Below are 17,958 nucleotides of genomic sequence, written 5' to 3'. Positions count from 1 at the left end.
AGAACAACCCAACAGCGCCCCCCCCCCCAACCACCAAAAAAACCGGACCCCCCCCCCCCCCCCCCCCCCCCCCCCCCCCCCCCCCCCCGCCATCCCCCCCATGGCCACCGTCCCACCCCCGTAGGACGGCCCCCCGGCCATTGGCTCTGTGTTGGCCCTGTACCGGCCCTGCGTGTTACGCGACGAGCTCCTCGAAGGACTCCGCCTCGTCGCGGCCGAAGCTCAGCGCCTCGTCGTCCCGCAGCCGGCGCAGCGAGCGCCAGATGCTCGACTTCACCGTGCCGACGCTGATCCCGAGGATCTCCGCGATCTCCGGGTCCGTCCGGCCCTCGTAGTAGCGCAGCACCAGCATCGTGCGCTGCGGCTCCGGGATCCGGGCCAGCGCCTGCCACAGCACCGCACGCAGCTCCGTACCGCGCATCGCGTCCGCGTCGGCCGCCGTCTCCGGCAGCTCCTCCGTCGGGTACTCGTTCAGCTTGCGCCGGCGCCAGGCGCTGATGTGCAGGTTCGTCATCGTGCGCCGCAGGTAGCCGCCGACGGCCGCCTTGTCGCTGATCCGGTCCCAGGCCCGGTACGTGGAGAACAGCGCACTCTGCAGCAGGTCCTCGGCCTCGTACCGGTCACCGGTCAGGTGGAAGGCCGTCGCGTACAGCGCGGCCCGCCGCTCCTGGACGTACGCCGTGAACTCCGCCTCCGAGTCGGAGGACAGCCGCGGCTCGGGCAGCGAGGCCGGAACCGGGGCGGGCCGGTAGGCCTTCGCGTCGATGGCCACCGTGTGCGCCTGCCGGGGACGGGCGACCGTCACCGAACGGGCACCTGCCCGGCGGTTCACATCGTGCAGCCGCGTGACAACCGCGCTGGTGGTGGTGCTGTGCAGCGTGTTCATCCCGCGCCCCCCGTCGTGGAGTCTGCTTTCGGTTCCTGGTTCCGCGTCCTGCTCGGTGCGTTGGTTAAAGACTGCACGGCGGACTTAACCGCGGTGTCCGTCGACTGTCACAGGCCTGTCACAGCCGGCCCGGCGAGAACCCCTCGTGCCCGACGGTCGAACTCCCAACCGCACATGGGACAGAATGTGGCCGTGCCTTTCCTGTTGCTGATCGAGGACGACGACGCCATCCGCACGGCCCTCGAACTCTCCCTGACCCGCCAGGGCCACCGCGTGGCCACCGCGGCGACGGGCGAGGACGGCCTGAAGCTGCTGCGCGAGCAGCGGCCGGATCTGATCGTGCTGGACGTGATGCTGCCCGGGATCGACGGCTTCGAGGTCTGCCGGCGGATCCGCCGCACCGACCAGCTGCCGATCATCCTGCTCACCGCGCGCAGCGATGACATCGACGTGGTGGTCGGCCTGGAGTCCGGCGCCGACGACTACGTCGTCAAGCCGGTCCAGGGCCGGGTGCTCGACGCCCGGATCCGGGCCGTGCTGCGCCGCGGCGAGCGGGAGGCCAACGACTCCGCCGTCTTCGGGTCCCTGGTCATCGACCGGGCCGCGATGACGGTGACGAAGAACGGCGAGGACCTCCAGCTGACGCCGACCGAGCTGCGGCTGCTGCTGGAGCTCAGCCGCCGGCCCGGGCAGGCCCTGTCGCGGCAGCAGCTGCTGCGGCTGGTCTGGGAGCACGACTACCTCGGCGACTCCCGGCTCGTGGACGCCTGCGTCCAGCGGCTGCGCGCCAAGGTCGAGGAAGTGCCCTCCTCGCCCACCCTCATCCGCACCGTACGAGGTGTCGGCTACCGCCTGGACTCCCCGCAGTGATCAAGGCTCTGTTCGCGGGCAGGCGCTGGACCAGCCTGCGGCTGCGGCTCCTCATGGTGTTCTCCCTCGTCGCGCTGGCGGCCGCGGTGTCCGCGTCCGGCATCGCCTACTGGCTCAACCGCGAGGCGGTGCTCACCCGTACCCAGGACGCGGCCCTCGGCGACTTCCGGCAGGAGATGCAGCTCCGGGCCGCCGCCCTGCCCGCCGACCCCACCCCCGAGGAACTCCAGCGCACCGCCGACCTGATGGCGGGCAGCAGCCCCGGGTACAGCGTCCTGCTCGTGGACGAGCGGGCCGACCACCGCATGGTGTTCGGCGCGGCCGGACCCGACTCCTTCCGGCTGGAGGACGTACCCGAGACCCTCCAGCGGGCCGTGAACGACCGGCAGAAGCCGACCGCGGCGAGCGACTCCGAGTACCACGTGTACTGGCAGCGCACGAAGCCCGGCGGCAATCCGTACCTGGTCGGCGGCACCCGGATCGTCGGCGGCGGGCCCACCGGCTACATGTACAAGTCCCTCGCACAGGAGCGCGACGACCTCAACGCGCTCGGCTGGTCCCTGACCATCGCGACCGGGCTCGCCCTGCTCGGCTCCGCGCTGCTCGCGCAGGCCGCGGCCCGTACGGTCCTCAGGCCCGTCCAGCGGCTCGGCGAGGCCGCCCGCCGCCTCGGCGAGGGCGAGCTCGACCACCGGCTCGACGTGTCCGGCAACGACGAACTCGCCGACCTGTCGCGCACGTTCAACCGGACCGCGGAGGCGCTGGAGAAGAAGGTCGCCGACATGAGCGCGCGCGAGGAGGCCAGCCGCCGCTTCGTCGCCGACATGTCGCACGAGCTGCGCACGCCGCTCACCGCGCTGACGGCGGTCGCCGAGGTGCTGGAGGAGGAGGCCGACGACCTCGATCCGATGATCGCACCGGCGGTGCAGCTGGTCGTCAGCGAGACGCGGCGGCTGAACGACCTGGTGGAGAACCTGATGGAGGTCACCCGCTTCGACGCGGGGACGGCCCGACTCGTCCTGGACGACGTGGACGTCGCCGACCAGGTGACGGCGTGCATCGACGCGCGGGCCTGGCTCGACGCGGTCGAGCTGGACGCCGAGCGCGGGATCATGGCGCGCCTCGACCCGCGGCGCCTCGACGTCATCCTCGCCAACCTCATCGGCAACGCCCTCAAGCACGGCGGCTCGCCGGTGCGGGTGTCGGTGCGCGTCGACGGCGAGTGGCTCGTCATCGCCGTGCGGGACAACGGGCCGGGCATCCCCGAAGAGGTACTGCCGCACGTCTTCGACCGCTTCTACAAGGCCAGCGCCTCCCGCCCGAAGTCGGACGGCAGCGGCCTCGGCCTGTCCATCGCCGTGGAGAACGCACACATCCACGGCGGCGAGATCACCGCGGCGAACGCCGAGGGCGGCGGCGCGCTGTTCACGCTGCGGCTGCCGGTGGACGTGGGGAAGGTGATCGCCGGTGGCGACGCGAACGCGTAGGGCGGCGGCCGCGGCCGCGGTGCTGTGGGGGCTCGCGTCCCTCACGGCCGGATGCGGGATCCGGGCGACGAGCGTGCCGGTGGACGTCGGCCCGGCGCCCTCCCGGGTGTCCTGCGACATTCCGGCCCAGCAGGGCAGCGCACAGGGCTTCCGGGCCACCGTGGAGCTGGTGTGCGGCTCGCAGCTGGTCGGCGTCGAGCGGGTGGTCCCCATAGCCGAGAAGAAGCCGACGGGGGACCCCGCGCTGCTGGCGGCCGAGGCGCTGCTGGAGGCGCTGGAGCGGGAGCCCTCGCAGGAGGAGCGCGACGCGGGCTTCACCAGCGCCGTCCCGGACGGGCTGACGGTCGCCCCGGCGCGCCCGGGCGACCCGGCGGGGACGATCCGGCTCAGCAAGAAGCCGGAGGACCTGCTGCCGGTGGCCCTGGCGCAGGTGGTGTGCACCCTCGCGGGCAACGAGACCGTCTCGGCCGGACCGGGACCGGTGGTCCTCGGCGGCCCGGACGCGGACCCGCCGCGCGCCTGGGAGTGCACCGACGCCGTCCGCTCCCGCCCGGAGTCGGTGCCGACGCTGGGCGAACTGGTCCGCTCGGTGCCGAGCCCGGCCCCCTCGCCGGCCGCGACCGGCTGACGGCCTGATCGCAGGCCCGTTCGGACCATCGCCCGGCAGACCAGTGTGCCGACCTGCGCGTAGGGGAGTACGGGTCGGTACGGGTGCGACGTGCGGCCCGGGGTGGCAGTTGCACGCGCGTGAACGCCGACGGGCCCCGGACCGGTGGTCCGGGGCCCGTCGGGCTGTGCTCGGGCGGGATCAGAGGCCCATCGCCGCCGAGAGGTCCTTCTTGACCGCGTCCAGGACTTCCTGGCCGCGGATGCGGGCCGACGTGAGGTCGGAGGCCTCCGCCACCGGGACGACGACCTCCAGGTAGCACTTCAGCTTGGGCTCCGTGCCGGACGGGCGGCAGATCACCCGGGCCTTGTAGTCGCCCTCCAGGTAGTAGCGCAGGCCGTCCGTGGGCGGGAGCTTCTCCGTGCCCTGGTTCAGGTCCTCCGCCGAGACCACGCGCAGGCCCGCCAGGGACACCGGCGGCTCCGCGCGCAGCTGCGCCATCGCGTTCGCGATGACCGACAGGTCCTCCACGCGGACCGACAGCTGGTCGGTGTGGTGCAGGCCGTGGGCCATCGCCAGGTCGTCCAGCAGGTCGGTCAGGGTCCGGCCCTGCTCCTTGAGCTCCGAGGCCAGCTCCGCCACCAGCAGGGCGGCGGTGATGCCGTCCTTGTCGCGGACGCCCTCCGGGTCCACGCAGTAGCCGAGCGCCTCCTCGTACCCGTAGCGCAGGCCCTCGACGCGGGCGATCCACTTGAAGCCCGTCAGGGTCTCCTCGTAGCCGACCTCGGCCGCCTCCGCGATCCGGCCCAGCAGGCTGGAGGACACGATCGACTCGGCGAAGACGCCCCGCGCGCCCTTGTGCACCAGGTGGGCCGCCAGCAGCGCGCCGACCTCGTCGCCGCGCAGCATCCGCCAGCCGCCGTTCGTGGGTACGGCCACGGCGCAGCGGTCCGCGTCCGGGTCGTTCGCGATGACGATGTCCGGCTGGACCTCGGCGGCCTTGGCGAACGCCAGGTCCATGGCGCCCGGCTCCTCCGGGTTCGGGAACGCCACCGTCGGGAAGGCCGGGTCCGGCTCCGCCTGCTCGGCGACGAGCACCGGCTCGGGGAAGCCGTGCCGGGCGAAGGCCGCCAGGACGACGTCCTTGCCGACGCCGTGCATGGCCGTGTAGACGGTGCGCACGCCCCGGGCCGAGTGCGGGTCCAGGACGGCGTCCGTACGGGCCAGGTAGGCCTCCAGGACCTCGTCGCCGAGCTCCTGCCAGCCGGACTCCGGGCGCGGGACGGACGCGAGCGTCGTCACGCGGGCGATCTCGGCCGCGATCCGCGTGTCCGCCGGGGACACGATCTGGGAGCCGTCGCCGAGGTAGACCTTGTAGCCGTTGTCCCGGGGCGGGTTGTGGCTCGCGGTCACCTCGACGCCGGCGACGGCACCCAGGTGCCGTATGGCGTACGCGAGGACGGGCGTCGGCAGCGGACGGGGCAGGAGGGCGGCGCGCAGGCCCGCGCCGGTCATCACGGCGGCGGTGTCGCGGGCGAAGTCCGCGGACTTGTAACGCGCGTCGTAGCCGATCACGACCAGGCCGCCGGTGTGGCCCTCGGCCTTCAGGTACGCGGCGAGGCCCGCCGCGGCCCGGATGACCACGGAGCGGTTCATCCGCATCGGGCCGGCGCCGAGCTCGCCGCGCAGCCCGGCGGTACCGAACTGGAGGGTGCCGGAGAACCGGTCCGCCAGCTCCGCGGTGTCGCCCGCCTGGAGGAGCCCGGCGAGCTCGTCCGCGGTCTCCTGGTCGGGGTCCTCGGCCAGCCAGGCCCGGGCCCGGGTGATCAGGTCGTCCTGCTGTTCCTGCACTACTTCCGCCTTGTCTCTCGTACGGTGCCGGTGCCTGTGCCTCAGATGCGGGCGAGGACCTGGGTCAGCAGCGTGCCCATGCGCGCGGCCGAGTCGCGGCCCGCCTGGAGCACCTCCTCGTGGTTCAGCGGCTCGCCGGACAGGCCCGCCGCCAGGTTGGTGACCAGGGAGATGCCGAGTACTTCGGCGCCGGCCTCGCGGGCGGCGATGGCCTCCAGCACGGTGGACATGCCGACCAGGTCGGCGCCCATCACGCGGATCATGTTGATCTCGGCCGGGGTCTCGTAGTGCGGCCCGGGGAACTGGACGTACACGCCCTCTTCCAGGGTCGGGTCGATCTCCTTGCACATCGCGCGCAGCTTCGGCGAGTACAGGTCGGTCAGGTCCACGAAGTTCGCGCCGATGATGGGCGAGGTCGCGGTGAGGTTCAGGTGGTCGCTGATCAGGACCGGCTGGCCGGGCTTCATGCCCTCGCGCAGGCCGCCGCAGCCGTTGGTCAGCACGACGGTCTTGCAGCCGGCGGCGACGGCGGTGCGGACACCGTGGGCGACGGCGGCGACGCCGAGGCCCTCGTAGTAGTGCGTCCGGCCGAGGAAGAGCAGCGCGCGCTTCTCGCCGATCTTGTACGAGCGGATCTTGCCGCCGTGGCCCTCGACGGCGGGGGGCGGGAAGCCGGGCAGCTCGGTGACGGGGAATTCGAACTCGGGGGCGCCCAGCGCCTCCGCGGCGGGAGCCCAGCCGGAGCCCATGACGAGGGCGACGTCGTGGGTCTCGGCGCCGGTGAGCTCGCGCAGGCGCGCGGCGGCGGCGTCTGCGGCGGCGTGGGGGTCGGTAACAGATGCGTTCACGCAGAAGAGCGTAGCCCGGAATCGCCTACGCGCGTAGATGGCGCAGCTCACGGTGTTCGGATCGTTGCCTTGTCGTTTCCGCCGAATCGTCCGGAGGGCCCCGGATCCCCCGGTACCGTCAGCAGGGCCGCTTGCGCAGTTCCATCACGTAGTCGTGCGGGGCGCCCGCGGACTCGGCGGCGTCGGCGATCTCGCCCAGGTAGCGCGCGGACGGCAGGCCGCCCTCGTACCCGTTGAGCACGTAGCACCAGGCGGCTTCCTCGCCGTCCAGGGTGTGCACGCGGATCCGCATCCGGCGGTAGATGTCCAGCCCGACACCCTCCCACCGGTCCATGGAGTCCTCGTCCAGCGGCGCGATGTCGTAGAGGGCGACGAAGACCTGCTGGCGGGGCGCTTCCACGATGGTGGCGAGGGCGCCCTCCCAGCCCATCTGCTCGCCGCCGAAGGTCAGCCGCCAGTCGTTGATCCAGCCCGTTCCGCGCAGCGGCGAATGCGGGGCGCGGCGCGACATCAGCCGCGGGTCGAGGTTGCCGGCGTACGCGGCGTAGAGCGACATGCAGTCGAGGGTACGGGAGGGGCGGCTGAGTATGCGTGCCCGGATGCCGGCGGATGCGCGCACGGATTGCGGGACCGGCGACGCACGGATGGCGGGACCGGGGAAGAAGCACCTTGAAGCGTGCGGGACAATGGAGCACGGAATGCATCCCCCGGGGAGACCCCCCGGAAGCCCCGGCCGGGGCGGCGCTCGGCCGGGTAGACGTGAGGCGGAGTTTTCGTGACCCGGATCGTGATCATCGGCGGCGGACCCGGCGGGTATGAGGCGGCCCTCGTGGGGGCCCAGCTCGGCGCGGAGGTGACCGTCGTCGACTGCGACGGCCTCGGCGGGGCCTCGGTCCTCACCGACTGCGTACCCTCCAAGACCCTCATCGCGACGGCCGAGGTCATGACGAACTTCGACTCCTCGTACGAGGAGCTCGGCATCGTCGTCGCCGACGACACCCCGCCGATCGAACAGTCCGCCCGCATCATCGGCGTGGACCTCGGCAAGGTGAACCGCCGTGTCAAGCGCCTCGCGCTCGCCCAGTCCCACGACATCACCGCCTCCGTCACCCGGGCCGGCGCCCGCGTCATCCGCGGCCGCGGCCGCCTCGGCGGCCCGCAGGGCATCGACGGCACCCGCGACGTCATCGTCACCGCCGCCGACGGCACCGAGACGATCCTGACGGCCGAGTGCGTGCTGATCGCGACCGGCGGCACCCCGCGCGAGATCCCCGACGCCATGCCCGACGGCGAGCGCATCCTGAACTGGACCCAGGTCTACGACCTGGACGAGCTCCCCGAGGAGCTCATCGTGGTCGGCTCCGGCGTCACCGGCGCCGAGTTCGCCGGCGCCTACCAGGCGCTCGGCTCCCGCGTCACACTGATCTCCTCCCGCGACCGCGTGCTGCCCGGCGAGGACCCCGACGCCGCCGCCGTCCTCGAGGACGTCTTCCGCCGGCGCGGCATGAACGTCATCGGACGCGCCCGCGCCGAGTCCGCCAAGCGGGTCGGCGACCGGGTCGAGGTCACCCTCTCCGACGGCCGCGTCGTCACCGGCACCCACTGCCTCATGGCCGTCGGCGCCATCCCCAACACCCGGAACATGAACCTGGAGGAGTCCGGGGTCAGGCTCAAGGACTCCGGCCACATCTGGACCGACAAGGTCTCCCGCACGTCCGCCCCCGGCGTGTACGCGGCCGGCGACGTCACCGGCGTGTTCGCACTCGCCTCCGTGGCGGCCATGCAGGGCCGCATCGCCATGTACCACTTCCTCGGCGACGCGGTCACCCCGCTCAACCTCAAGACCGTCTCCTCGAACGTCTTCACCGACCCCGAGATCGCCACCGTCGGCTACACCCAGGCGGACGTCGACGCCGGCCGGATCGACGCCCGCGTCGTCAAGCTCCCGCTGCTGCGCAACGCACGCGCCAAGATGCAGGGCATCCGGGACGGCTTCGTGAAGCTGTTCTGCCGCCCCGGCACCGGGATCGTCGTCGGCGGCGTGGTCGTCTCCCCGCGCGCCAGTGAACTGATTCACCCGATCTCGATCGCCGTCGACAACAACCTGACCGTCGAGCAGATCGCAAACGCGTTCACCGTGTACCCCTCGCTGTCGGGTTCGATCGCCGAGGTCGCGCGCCAGCTGCACACCCGGAAGACCGGCACCGAGGCCTGACGGGCCTCCAGCGGCCGCAACCTCCCGTTTCCGCAAGGGGACTTGGGGCAGGGCGCCGGTGCGCGGCGGCTTGGTGACGTACTCGTCCGGCCCCTTATACCACTGAGTGCCCTGCCTTATGGACAACTTCGGAATTCCGGCGCAAGGAGCTGAAAGCAGACGGTCGCCCGGGTTACTGTCAGTTTCGTGTTCGCTGCAGAACGTCGCCAGTTGATTCTCGAAATGGTGCGGGCGAACGGAGCGGTGTCGCTCCGTGAGCTCGCCCGCGTGGTCCAGACCTCCGAAGTGACCGTACGCCGGGACGTGCGGGCGCTGGAGGCAGAAGGACTCCTCGACCGCCGGCATGGCGGTGCGGTACTGCCCGGAGGCTTCACGCGGGAATCCGGGTTTCCGCAAAAGTCCCATCTCGCGACGGCCGAGAAGACCGCCATCGCCGACGTCGCGGCCGGCCTCGTCGAAGAAGGCGAGGCCGTCGTCGTCGGCGCGGGCACCACCACCCAGGAGCTGGCCCGCCGGCTCGCCCGGGTGCCGGGCCTCACCGTCGTCACCAACTCCCTGCTCGTCGCCCAGGCGCTGGCCCACGCCAACCGTGTCGAGGTCGTCATGACCGGCGGCACCCTGCGCGGGTCCAACTACGCGCTCGTCGGCAGCGGCGCCGAACAGTCCCTCCAGGGGCTGCGGGTCTCCCGCGCCTTCCTGTCCGGCAGCGGCCTCACCGCGGAACGCGGCCTGTCCACGTCCAACATGCTGTCGGCGAGCGTCGACCGGGCGCTCGTCCAGGCCGCGGCCGAGGTCGTCGTCCTCGCGGACCACACCAAGCTCGGCACCGACACCATGTTCCAGACGGTGCCGACGGATGTGATGACCCGGCTCGTCACGGACGAGCCGCCGCCGCACGACGACCGGGCGGCCACGGAGCTGCAGGCGCTCGCGGATCAGGGGGTCCAGATCACCGTGGCCGGGGCGGTCGCGGCGGCCGGGCCGCTGGACGCGGGCATGCCGGGGCGGCGGCCGCGGCGGGAGGCGCCGCTGCCGGTGCAGCGGCGCGGGGGGCCGGGGCTGCGCAGCGCACCCGCCGCCGCTCTGTTGGAGCCGCCGCCGGGGGACCGCCGCGTGGCCGACCTCCGCCGCCGCTGACCCCGCCGCCCGACCGGCTGCCCGCCTGGGGGCCTCCGCCCGACCGCCGGGTCGGCCCCGGCCGGGCTGCCGCTGCCGCTGCGCGGAGCCTTTCCCCACCCCGCCCCTTCCCGAAACCGGGCTCCGCCCGGACCCGCCGCAGGGGCTCCGCCCCCGCACCCCCGCGCCTCAAACGCCGGCGAGGCTGGATTTCGCCACCGGGGGCGGAGCCGCCGGTAGGCGGAGACGGCGAACGCCGGCGGCTGGGGATCCAGCTCGCCGGCGTTCGAAGGGGTGTGGGGCGTCAGTCCTTGATCTCGCAGATCGTGGCACCCGACGTGAGCGACGCGCCGACCTCGGCCGTCAGGCCGACGATCGTGCCGGAGCGGTGCGCATTCAGCGGCTGCTCCATCTTCATCGCCTCCAGGACCACGACCAGGTCGCCCTCGTTGACCTGCTGGCCCTCCTCGACCGCGACCTTGACGATCGTGCCCTGCATCGGGGACGCCAGGGTGTCGCCGGAGGCGGCCGGGCCGGACTTCTTCGCCACGCGGCGCTTCGGCTTGGCGCCGCCGGCCGCGGCCGTACGAGCCAGGGTCATGCCCAGCGAGGACGGCAGGGAGACCTCGAGCCGCTTGCCGCCGACCTCGACGACGACCGTCTCGCGGCCCGGCTCCTCCTCGGCCTCGTCCGCGGCCGGGGCCGAGAACGCCGGGATCTCGTTGACGAACTCGGTCTCGATCCAGCGGGTGTGGACCTTGAACGGGGTGCCGTCGGCCGGGGCGAAGGCCGGGTCGGCGACGACCGCGCGGTGGAACGGGATGGCCGTGGCCATGCCCTCGATCTGGAACTCGGCGAGCGCACGGGCGGCACGCTGGAGGGCCTGCTCGCGGGTGGCACCGGTGACGATCAGCTTGGCCAGCAGGGAGTCCCACGCCGGGCCGATGACCGAGCCGGATTCGACGCCCGCGTCCAGGCGGACGCCGGGGCCGGACGGCGCGTCGAACCTGGTGACCGTGCCGGGGGCCGGCAGGAAGTTGCGGCCCGGGTCCTCGCCGTTGATGCGGAACTCGAAGGAGTGGCCGCGCAGCACCGGGTCGTCGTAGCCCAGGGCCTCGCCATCGGCGATGCGGAACATCTCGCGGACCAGGTCGATGCCGGCGACCTCCTCGGTCACCGGGTGCTCGACCTGCAGTCGGGTGTTCACCTCGAGGAAGGAGATCGTCCCGTCGAGGCCGACGAGGAACTCGACGGTGCCGGCGCCGACGTAGCCGGCTTCCTTCAGGATCGCCTTCGAGGCGGCGTACAGCTCGGCGTTCTGCTCCTCGGAGAGGAACGGCGCCGGGGCCTCCTCGACCAGCTTCTGGTGGCGGCGCTGGAGCGAGCAGTCACGGGTCGAGACGACGACCACGTTGCCGTGGCTGTCGGCCAGGCACTGGGTCTCGACGTGGCGCGGCTTGTCGAGGTACTGCTCGACGAAGCACTCGCCGCGGCCGAACGCGGCGACGGCCTCGCGGACCGCGGAGTCGTACAGCTCCGGCACCTCTTCGAGGGTGCGGGCGACCTTCAGGCCGCGGCCGCCACCGCCGAAGGCGGCCTTGATGGCGATCGGCAGGCCGTGTTCCTTGGCGAACGCCACGACCTCGTCGGCGCCGGAGACCGGGTCCGGGGTGCCGGCGACCAGCGGGGCGCCGGCGCGCTGCGCGATGTGGCGGGCGGCGACCTTGTCGCCGAGGTCGCGGATGGCCTGCGGCGGCGGGCCGATCCAGGTCAGGCCAGCGTCGATGACGGCCTGCGCGAAGTCGGCGTTCTCGGAGAGGAAGCCGTATCCGGGGTGGATGGCGTCCGCGCCGGAGTCGGCGGCGGCCTGGAGGACCTTGGAGATGTCCAGGTAGCTGGCGGCCGGGGTGTCACCGCCCAACGCGAAAGCTTCGTCGGCCGCGCGGACGTGCAGGGCGTCCCGGTCCGGGTCGGCGTAGACGGCTACGCTCGCGATCCCGGCATCCCGGCAGGCCCGAGCAACGCGGACAGCGATTTCGCCACGGTTGGCGATGAGCACCTTGCGCACGATGGCTCCCTCCTTGAAACAAGCTGAGTTTAGGGACTGCCCACACGGCCTTTCGACCCTCCCCCAGAGGTGACCTTGCCCACACGGAGTGTGATTCGAGGCCGCCTCTAGCGCGGAAAGTCCTTGTGGCGCCCCAGGTCAGGGGGATCCCCGACTGCACAGTAACCCCGTCGGACGGCCGCGGTCTCTGTCCGCCGGGTCAGCGGGCCCCGGCGATTCTTTGTGGATTCCCTACGAACGGCCCATAGATTCTTTGCGTGGCGGCCGCGGCGCGCCCTCTCGCGTAACGAACGGGTGCGCACCCCTTGTCCGTACGTTTACCCGTTAGTAGCCTCCAGGCGTCGAACGGCGTGTCGAATGGCGGGAAGGGGTGGGCGCCGTGGATGCCGTGCTGCGCAGGCTCGTGGCCGGGCTGGCCGCCGTCGCGCTCGCCGCCGAGGGGGTGCTGCTCGCCCTGGTCCACTTCGTGCTGGGGCGGACCACGCACAACCAGTCGATGTCCATCGCCGGCTCGGACCCCGAAGCCATGGCCGTGGCCACCTATGCGCTGGGGGCGGCCATGGGGGCCTTCCTGCTCCTGTGCGCGGTGCTCCTCGCCGTGGCCGCCGTACGCGACCGCGCGCCCGGCCGCTTCGCCCGCGCCGTCCTGGTCACGGCCGCCGTCGTGCACGGCCTGCTCGGCGCCGTCGCCGTCGGGGCGGTCGGCTGGGGCGCCTTCGCGGCGACGATGGTGATCCTGTGCCTGATCGTGCTGACCCTGACCCTGCACCCGGCCCGGGGCGGCCGCGTGGACGGCGGTCGGGAGCCGGGCGGGCTCAGGCCCACAAGTCGGTGATCGACACGCCCAGTTCGCCCAGCAGGGAGCGCAGCAGCGGCATCGACAGGCCGATGACGTTGCCGTGGTCGCCGTCGATCCCCTCGATGAACGGCGCGGACAGCCCGTCCAGGGTGAACGCCCCCGCCACGTGCAGCGGCTCGCCGCTCGCCACGTAGGCCGCGACCTCCGCGTCCGTCGGCTCGCCGAAGTGCACCGTCGTGGACGCCGTCGCCGACACCCGGCGGCCCGTGGCCGTGTCGATCACGCAGTGCCCGGTGCGCAGGACGCCCGACCGTCCGCGCATCGCCTTCCATCGGGCCGTGGCCTCCGCGGCGTCCGCGGGCTTGCCCAGCGCCTCGCCGTCCAGCTCCAGCACCGAGTCGCAGCCGATGACCAGGGCGCCCGCGGCCTCGTCCAGGCCGGCCACGACGGCCGCCTTGGCCTCGGCCAGGACCAGGGCCAGCTCGGCCGGGGTGTCCGCGGTCATCGAGTCCTCGTCGACGTTGCTGACGATCACGTGCGGCGCGAGCCCGGCCTGGCGCAACAGGTTCAGCCGGGCGGGGGAGGCGGACGCGAGGACGAGGGCGGGGGCGGGGGCCGGGGCCTGGGCAGCAGTCATGCCCGTCATCGTAGGCGGGCCGCCTAGAACCCCACACCCAGCAGGTACACGAAGACCACCATGGCGAGGACGAGCACCACGGTCATCCGCCGGAGCATCGCCTGTGTCTCGCGCATCTCCTCGGGCGGCTCGTTCTTCGGGTCGGACCAGAGCATGCCCCGATCCTGTCCCCGAAGACCGGTGCGGCGCCTGAGTACGGGTACTCAGGCACCGCCACCGGATCGCGCCGTCTTCCGGCGCGTTCGCGCCTTCAGCCCCGGCCGGGCCAGTACGTACGGGCCCACGCGCGCGGCCCCGGCTGCGGCAGCGTGCGCGCCGCCAGCCGGCTCGGCGCCGCCCACGCGTCGGCCACCCGCGGTGCGCCCGACGGTGCCGAGGCCAGCACCGCCGCGCGCGCTTGGACCACCGCCAGGGCGGCGGCCAGCTCCTCCGGCGTCGGATTCCCCTTGACGACCTTGATCACCACAGGACTGGACCTCCCGGACCTAGAGGGGGATGTTGCCGTGCTTCTTCGGCGGCAGGGACTCGCGCTTGGTGCGCAGCTGGCGCAGGGCCTTGACGACGTGCGCGCGGGTCTCCGACGGCATCGCCACCGCGTCGACGTAGCCGCGCTCGGCGGCGGTGTACGGGTTGAGCAGCGTGTCCTCGTACTCGGTGATGAGCCGGGCGCGGACGGCCTCCACGTCCTCGCCGGCGGCCTCGGCCTCGGCGAGGGTGCGGCGGTGCAGGATGTTGACCGCGCCCTGGGCGCCCATGACGGCGATCTGCGCGGTCGGCCAGGCCAGGTTGAGGTCGGCGCCGAGGTGCTTGGAGCCCATGACGTCGTAGGCGCCGCCGAAGGCCTTGCGGGTGATGACGGTGATCAGGGGGACGGTGGCCTCGGCGTAGGCGTAGATCAGCTTGGCGCCGCGCCGGATGATTCCGTTGTACTCCTGGTCGGTGCCCGGCAGGAAGCCCGGGACGTCGACGAAGGTCAGCACCGGGATGTTGAAGGCGTCGCAGGTCCGCACGAAGCGGGCCGCCTTCTCGGAGGCGTTGATGTCCAGGCAGCCGGCGAACTGCATCGGCTGGTTGGCGACGACGCCGACCGGGTGGCCCTCGACGCGGCCGAAGCCGGTGAGGATGTTCGGGGCGAACAGCGACTGCGTCTCGAGGAACTCGCCGTCGTCGAGGACGTGCTCGATCACCGTGTGCATGTCGTACGGCTGGTTCGCGCTGTCCGGGATCAGCGCGTCGAGCTCGCGGTCGGTGTCGGAGACCTCGGTGTCGGCCTCCTCCGGGAAGGCGGGCGGCTCCGAGAGGTTGTTCGACGGCAGGTACGACAGCAGGGACTTGACGTACTCGATGGCGTCCTTCTCGTCCCCGGCCATGTGGTGGGCCACGCCCGAGGTGGAGTTGTGCGTGCGGGCGCCGCCGAGCTCCTCGAAGCCGACGTCCTCGCCGGTGACCGTCTTGATGACGTCCGGACCGGTGATGAACATGTGGGAGGTCTGGTCGACCATCACGGTGAAATCGGTGATGGCGGGGGAGTAGACCGCGCCGCCCGCGCAGGGGCCCACGATCAGGCTGATCTGCGGGATGACGCCGGAGGCGTGCACGTTGCGGCGGAAGATCTCGCCGTACATGCCGAGGGCCATGACGCCCTCCTGGATGCGGGCGCCGCCTGAGTCGTTGATGCCGACGACCGGGCAGCCGGTCTTCAGTGCGAAGTCCATCACCTTCATGATCTTCTGGCCGAAGACCTCGCCCAGGGAGCCGCCGAGCACGGTGAAGTCCTGGGAGAACACGGCCACCGGGCGTCCGTCGACGGTTCCGTAGCCGGTGACGACGCCGTCGCCGTACGGGCGGTTCTTCTCCATGCCGAAGTCGGTGGAGCGGTGCCGGGCGAACTCGTCCAGCTCGACGAAAGAGCCCTCGTCCAGCAGCAGGGCGATCCGCTCGCGCGCCGTCAGCTTGCCCTTGGCGTGCTGCTTCTCCACGGCCCGGGCGGACCCGGCGTGGGAGGCCTCCTCGATACGGCGCTGCAGATCCGCGATCTTGCCCGCGGTGGTGTGGATGTCGATCGGCTCTGACGGTTGTGACATCGGGGTCGCGGCTCCCTGTGTGGTGTCAACTGCCTGGTCAATGGATGACTACTGCTGGCTACTGGTGCGTAGCGTATCGGCGGGCATGGCGCTCGGCAGTGCGGCGTTTGACACACCTACTGTGGGTTGCATGACGCCATCAGATGCTTCAGGAGGAACCCCTTCCGGGCCCTCCGCGGGCCGCTGGTCGAACCTCGACCGGCCGCCCCTGAACGCCGCCGCGCTGCAGCGCGCCCTCGTCACCGGGCAAGGACTGTGGTCCTCGGTGGAAGTCGTCCCCAGTACGGGCTCCACCAACACCGATCTGGCCGCCCGGGCCGCGCAGCTGCCCGAGGGGGCCGTGCTCGTCGCGGAGGAGCAGACCGCCGGGCGCGGGCGGCTCGACCGCAGCTGGGTCGCGCCCCCCCGCTCGGGGCTGTTCTTCTCCGTACTGCTCAAGCCGGGGGAGGCCGTGCCGCAGGAGCGGTGGGGCTGGCTGACCCTGCTGGCCGGGGTGGCCACCGCGACCGGGCTGTCCCGGGCCGCCGGTGTGGACACCGCACTCAAATGGCCCAACGACCTGCTGGTCACCGTGGAGGGCCACGAGCGCAAGGCCGCCGGCATCCTCGCGGAGCGGGTCGCGGACGGGATCGTCATCGGGATCGGCCTCAACGTGACGCTGACCGAGGACGAGCTGCCGGTACCGGAGGCCGGGTCGCTGGCCCTGGCGAAGGCCGCCGTCACGGACCGCGAGCCGCTGCTGAAGGCCGTACTGCGGGCCCTGGACGAGTGGTACGGGAACTGGCGCGCGGCCGGCGGCGATCCGGCGGCCAGCGGGCTCCAGGAGGCGTACGCGGCGCAGTGCGCGACCCTCGGCCGGCACGTGCGGGCGGACCTGCCCGGCGGGCGGTCGCTCACCGGGACGGCCGAAGCGGTCGACGCGGAGGGGCGGCTCGTCGTACGGACGGAGGAGGGCGCGCACGAGGCCGTCGGCGCCGGGGACGTGGTGCACCTCAGGTCCGCGCGGTAGGGGCGGTCCGGTCCGGGCCCTTCCCGGCCCGTCCCGGCCGTTCCCGGGCCGGTCCGCCGCCCCCCGTCGGCCCCCCGGCGGGCCCGCCCGGTGCGCACACCCGGCGGGTCCCGGACCGGTCCGTGACCCCGGCGGGCGCCGGAGGTGACGGGAGCGGGGAGTGAGCTACGGCACACCTGCCGTATGGTTTAGGCGATCCCGGTCCTTGCCGGTGATCACCCGGTTCGGCAGGGCAGTGCGCACGGAATGGACAGGAGGCGGCCCTTGACCGTCGACGACTCTTCGTCCGGCGCGTTCGCCCGCGGACCCGGAAACCCGGGAGGCCCGGGAGGCCCGGGGAGCCCGGGTACGCCGATCGGGCGCGACCAGCACACCCCCCACCACGAGGTGGACCACACCGCCCAGCCGACGGCGGATCCGCTCGCCATCCGGCTGGAGCAGCTGATCCTGGGCGCCGAGCGCCGCTACACCCCCTTCCAGGCGGCCCGCAGCGCCGGCGTGTCGATGGAGCTCGCCTCCCGCTTCTGGCGGGCCATGGGCTTCGCGGACATCGGGCAGGCCAGGGCCCTGACCGAGGCCGACGTCCTCGCGCTGCGCCGGCTCGCCGGCCTGGTCGAGGCGGGGCTGCTCAGCGAGCCGATGGCCGTGCAGGTGGCCCGCTCCACCGGGCAGACCACCGCCCGGCTGGCCGAATGGCAGATCGATTCCTTCCTGGAGGGGCTGACCGAGCCGCCGGAGCCGGGCATGACCCGCACGGAGGTCACGTACCCGCTGGTCGAGCTGCTCCTCCCGGAGCTGGAGGAGTTCCTCGTCTACGTGTGGCGGCGCCAGCTGGCGGCGGCGACCGGCCGGGTGGTGCAGGCGGCCGACGACGAGGAGATGGTCGACCGGCGCCTCGCGGTGGGCTTCGCTGACCTGGTCGGCTTCACCCGGCTGACGCGGCGCCTGGAGGAGGAGCAGCTCGGCGAGCTGGTGGAGTCCTTCGAGACCAACGCCGCGGACCTGGTGGCCGCGCACGGTGGCCGGCTCATCAAGACGCTCGGCGACGAGGTGCTGTACGCGGCGGACGACGCGGCGACGGCGGCGGAGATCGCACTGCGGCTGATCGAGACGATGGAGGCGGACCCGCAGATGCCGGAGCTGCGGGTCGGCATCGCCTTCGGGACGGTCACGACCCGGATGGGCGACGTCTTCGGGACCACCGTGAACCTGGCCAGCCGGCTGACCTCGATAGCCCCGAAGGACGCGGTGCTGGTCGACGGGGCGATGGCCGAGGAGCTGGGGCGCACGGGCGCGGCGCCGGTCTCCGAGAAGGAGGCCGAGGCCGAGGAGGGCGGCGGCTCGTACCGCTTCGCGCTCCAGCCGATGTGGCAGCGGCCGGTGCGCGGGCTGGGGGTCGTGGAGCCCTGGTCGCTGACGCGGCGGAAGCCTAAGATCCCCGGGTAACGTTCGTTAACCGGGAGGGCCCTGTGTCGGTGGAG

17 protein-coding genes are annotated in these 17,958 nt (G+C 72.7%); 8 read left to right on the top strand and 9 right to left on the bottom strand.

Annotated features, from left to right (window positions below):
• Window positions 1-175: 175 nt before the first annotated feature.
• Complete coding sequence (locus AC068A_RS15805) at window positions 176-886, bottom strand: SigE family RNA polymerase sigma factor (RefSeq protein ID WP_478585203.1); 711 nt, start codon at window positions 884-886, stop codon at window positions 176-178.
• A 192-nt stretch (window positions 887-1,078) separates the two neighbouring features.
• Here AC068A_RS15805 and afsQ1 point away from each other — a divergent pair, with 192 nt between their 5' ends.
• Genes afsQ1 through AC068A_RS15790 form a run of 3 tightly spaced genes read left to right on the top strand, consistent with a single transcriptional unit; the run spans window position 1,079 to window position 3,871 of the window.
• Entirely contained in the window at window positions 1,079-1,756 is a 678-nt protein-coding gene (gene afsQ1, locus AC068A_RS15800; protein ID WP_179177120.1) for a two-component system response regulator AfsQ1, read from the top strand.
• 53 nt (window positions 1,757-1,809) lie between these two features.
• On the top strand, window positions 1,810-3,243 hold the full coding sequence (locus AC068A_RS15795) for a sensor histidine kinase (protein WP_478585385.1): 1,434 nt from the start codon (window positions 1,810-1,812) through the stop codon (window positions 3,241-3,243).
• On the top strand, window positions 3,224-3,871 hold the full coding sequence (locus tag AC068A_RS15790) for a GerMN domain-containing protein (protein ID WP_478585201.1): 648 nt from the start codon (window positions 3,224-3,226) through the stop codon (window positions 3,869-3,871). Before AC068A_RS15795 ends, AC068A_RS15790 begins: the two co-directional genes overlap by 20 nt.
• 180 nt (window positions 3,872-4,051) lie before the next feature.
• Here the strand turns inward: AC068A_RS15790 and AC068A_RS15785 are convergent, their stop codons facing one another.
• The 3 genes from AC068A_RS15785 to AC068A_RS15775 all read right to left on the bottom strand — a co-directional run bounded on the left by AC068A_RS15785 (window position 4,052) and on the right by AC068A_RS15775 (window position 7,105).
• Complete coding sequence (locus AC068A_RS15785; protein ID WP_478585199.1) at window positions 4,052-5,701, bottom strand: phospho-sugar mutase; 1,650 nt, start codon at window positions 5,699-5,701, stop codon at window positions 4,052-4,054.
• 41 nt (window positions 5,702-5,742) lie between these two features.
• A complete protein-coding gene (locus tag AC068A_RS15780) occupies window positions 5,743-6,549 on the bottom strand; it encodes a purine-nucleoside phosphorylase (RefSeq protein WP_478585197.1) in 807 nt (268 codons plus the stop codon).
• A 118-nt stretch (window positions 6,550-6,667) separates the two neighbouring features.
• Entirely contained in the window at window positions 6,668-7,105 is a 438-nt protein-coding gene (locus AC068A_RS15775; protein ID WP_385686990.1) for a gamma-glutamylcyclotransferase family protein, read from the bottom strand.
• 219 nt (window positions 7,106-7,324) lie between these two features.
• On the opposite strand from AC068A_RS15775, the gene AC068A_RS15770 reads away from it, so the two are divergent.
• Together AC068A_RS15770 and AC068A_RS15765 are read left to right on the top strand one after the other, a co-directional pair.
• Window positions 7,325-8,764: an NAD(P)H-quinone dehydrogenase gene (locus AC068A_RS15770; RefSeq protein WP_478585194.1), complete on the top strand. Its 1,440-nt coding sequence runs from the start codon at window positions 7,325-7,327 to the stop codon at window positions 8,762-8,764.
• A gap of 186 nt (window positions 8,765-8,950) precedes the next feature.
• Window positions 8,951-9,901 (top strand): DeoR/GlpR family DNA-binding transcription regulator, encoded by a 951-nt coding sequence (locus AC068A_RS15765; RefSeq protein WP_478585192.1) that lies wholly within the window; start codon window positions 8,951-8,953, stop codon window positions 9,899-9,901.
• Window positions 9,902-10,184: 283 nt separating this feature from the next.
• Here AC068A_RS15765 and AC068A_RS15760 read toward each other — a convergent pair whose 3' ends face one another.
• A complete protein-coding gene (locus AC068A_RS15760; RefSeq protein ID WP_478585191.1) occupies window positions 10,185-11,948 on the bottom strand; it encodes an acetyl/propionyl/methylcrotonyl-CoA carboxylase subunit alpha in 1,764 nt (587 codons plus the stop codon).
• 379 nt (window positions 11,949-12,327) lie between these two features.
• Between AC068A_RS15760 and AC068A_RS15755 the strand changes: the two genes are divergently transcribed.
• Complete coding sequence (locus AC068A_RS15755; RefSeq protein WP_478585189.1) at window positions 12,328-12,783, top strand: hypothetical protein; 456 nt, start codon at window positions 12,328-12,330, stop codon at window positions 12,781-12,783.
• Here AC068A_RS15755 and AC068A_RS15750 read toward each other — a convergent pair.
• The 4 genes from AC068A_RS15750 to AC068A_RS15735 all read right to left on the bottom strand — a co-directional run bounded on the left by AC068A_RS15750 (window position 12,764) and on the right by AC068A_RS15735 (window position 15,468).
• Entirely contained in the window at window positions 12,764-13,384 is a 621-nt protein-coding gene (locus AC068A_RS15750) for a Maf family protein (protein ID WP_478585187.1), read from the bottom strand. The two genes, AC068A_RS15755 and AC068A_RS15750, sit on opposite strands and share 20 nt — an antisense overlap.
• A 23-nt stretch (window positions 13,385-13,407) precedes the next feature.
• Window positions 13,408-13,539: a morphogenic membrane protein MmpB gene (gene mmpB / locus AC068A_RS15745; RefSeq protein ID WP_478585185.1), complete on the bottom strand. Its 132-nt coding sequence runs from the start codon at window positions 13,537-13,539 to the stop codon at window positions 13,408-13,410.
• Between the two features lie 95 nt (window positions 13,540-13,634).
• Window positions 13,635-13,850, bottom strand: a complete 216-nt coding sequence (locus AC068A_RS15740; RefSeq protein WP_478585183.1) for an acyl-CoA carboxylase epsilon subunit — start codon at window positions 13,848-13,850, stop codon at window positions 13,635-13,637.
• 19 nt (window positions 13,851-13,869) lie between these two features.
• Window positions 13,870-15,468 carry an acyl-CoA carboxylase subunit beta gene (locus AC068A_RS15735; protein ID WP_478585181.1) on the bottom strand — a complete coding sequence of 533 codons (1,599 nt, stop codon included), beginning with the start codon at window positions 15,466-15,468 and terminating at the stop codon, window positions 13,870-13,872.
• 130 nt (window positions 15,469-15,598) lie between these two features.
• On the opposite strand from AC068A_RS15735, the gene AC068A_RS15730 reads away from it, so the two are divergent.
• Together AC068A_RS15730 and AC068A_RS15725 are read left to right on the top strand one after the other, a co-directional pair.
• Window positions 15,599-16,477, top strand: a complete 879-nt coding sequence (locus AC068A_RS15730; protein ID WP_478585180.1) for a biotin--[acetyl-CoA-carboxylase] ligase — start codon at window positions 15,599-15,601, stop codon at window positions 16,475-16,477.
• 264 nt (window positions 16,478-16,741) lie between these two features.
• Window positions 16,742-17,923 carry an adenylate/guanylate cyclase domain-containing protein gene (locus AC068A_RS15725; RefSeq protein WP_478585178.1) on the top strand — a complete coding sequence of 394 codons (1,182 nt, stop codon included), beginning with the start codon at window positions 16,742-16,744 and terminating at the stop codon, window positions 17,921-17,923.
• The last annotated feature ends 35 nt before the right edge of the window (window positions 17,924-17,958 follow it).

It is taken from the genome of Streptomyces sp. NPDC043854, assembly GCF_056436005.1.
This window is presented reverse-complemented; position numbering and strand designations above follow the sequence as displayed.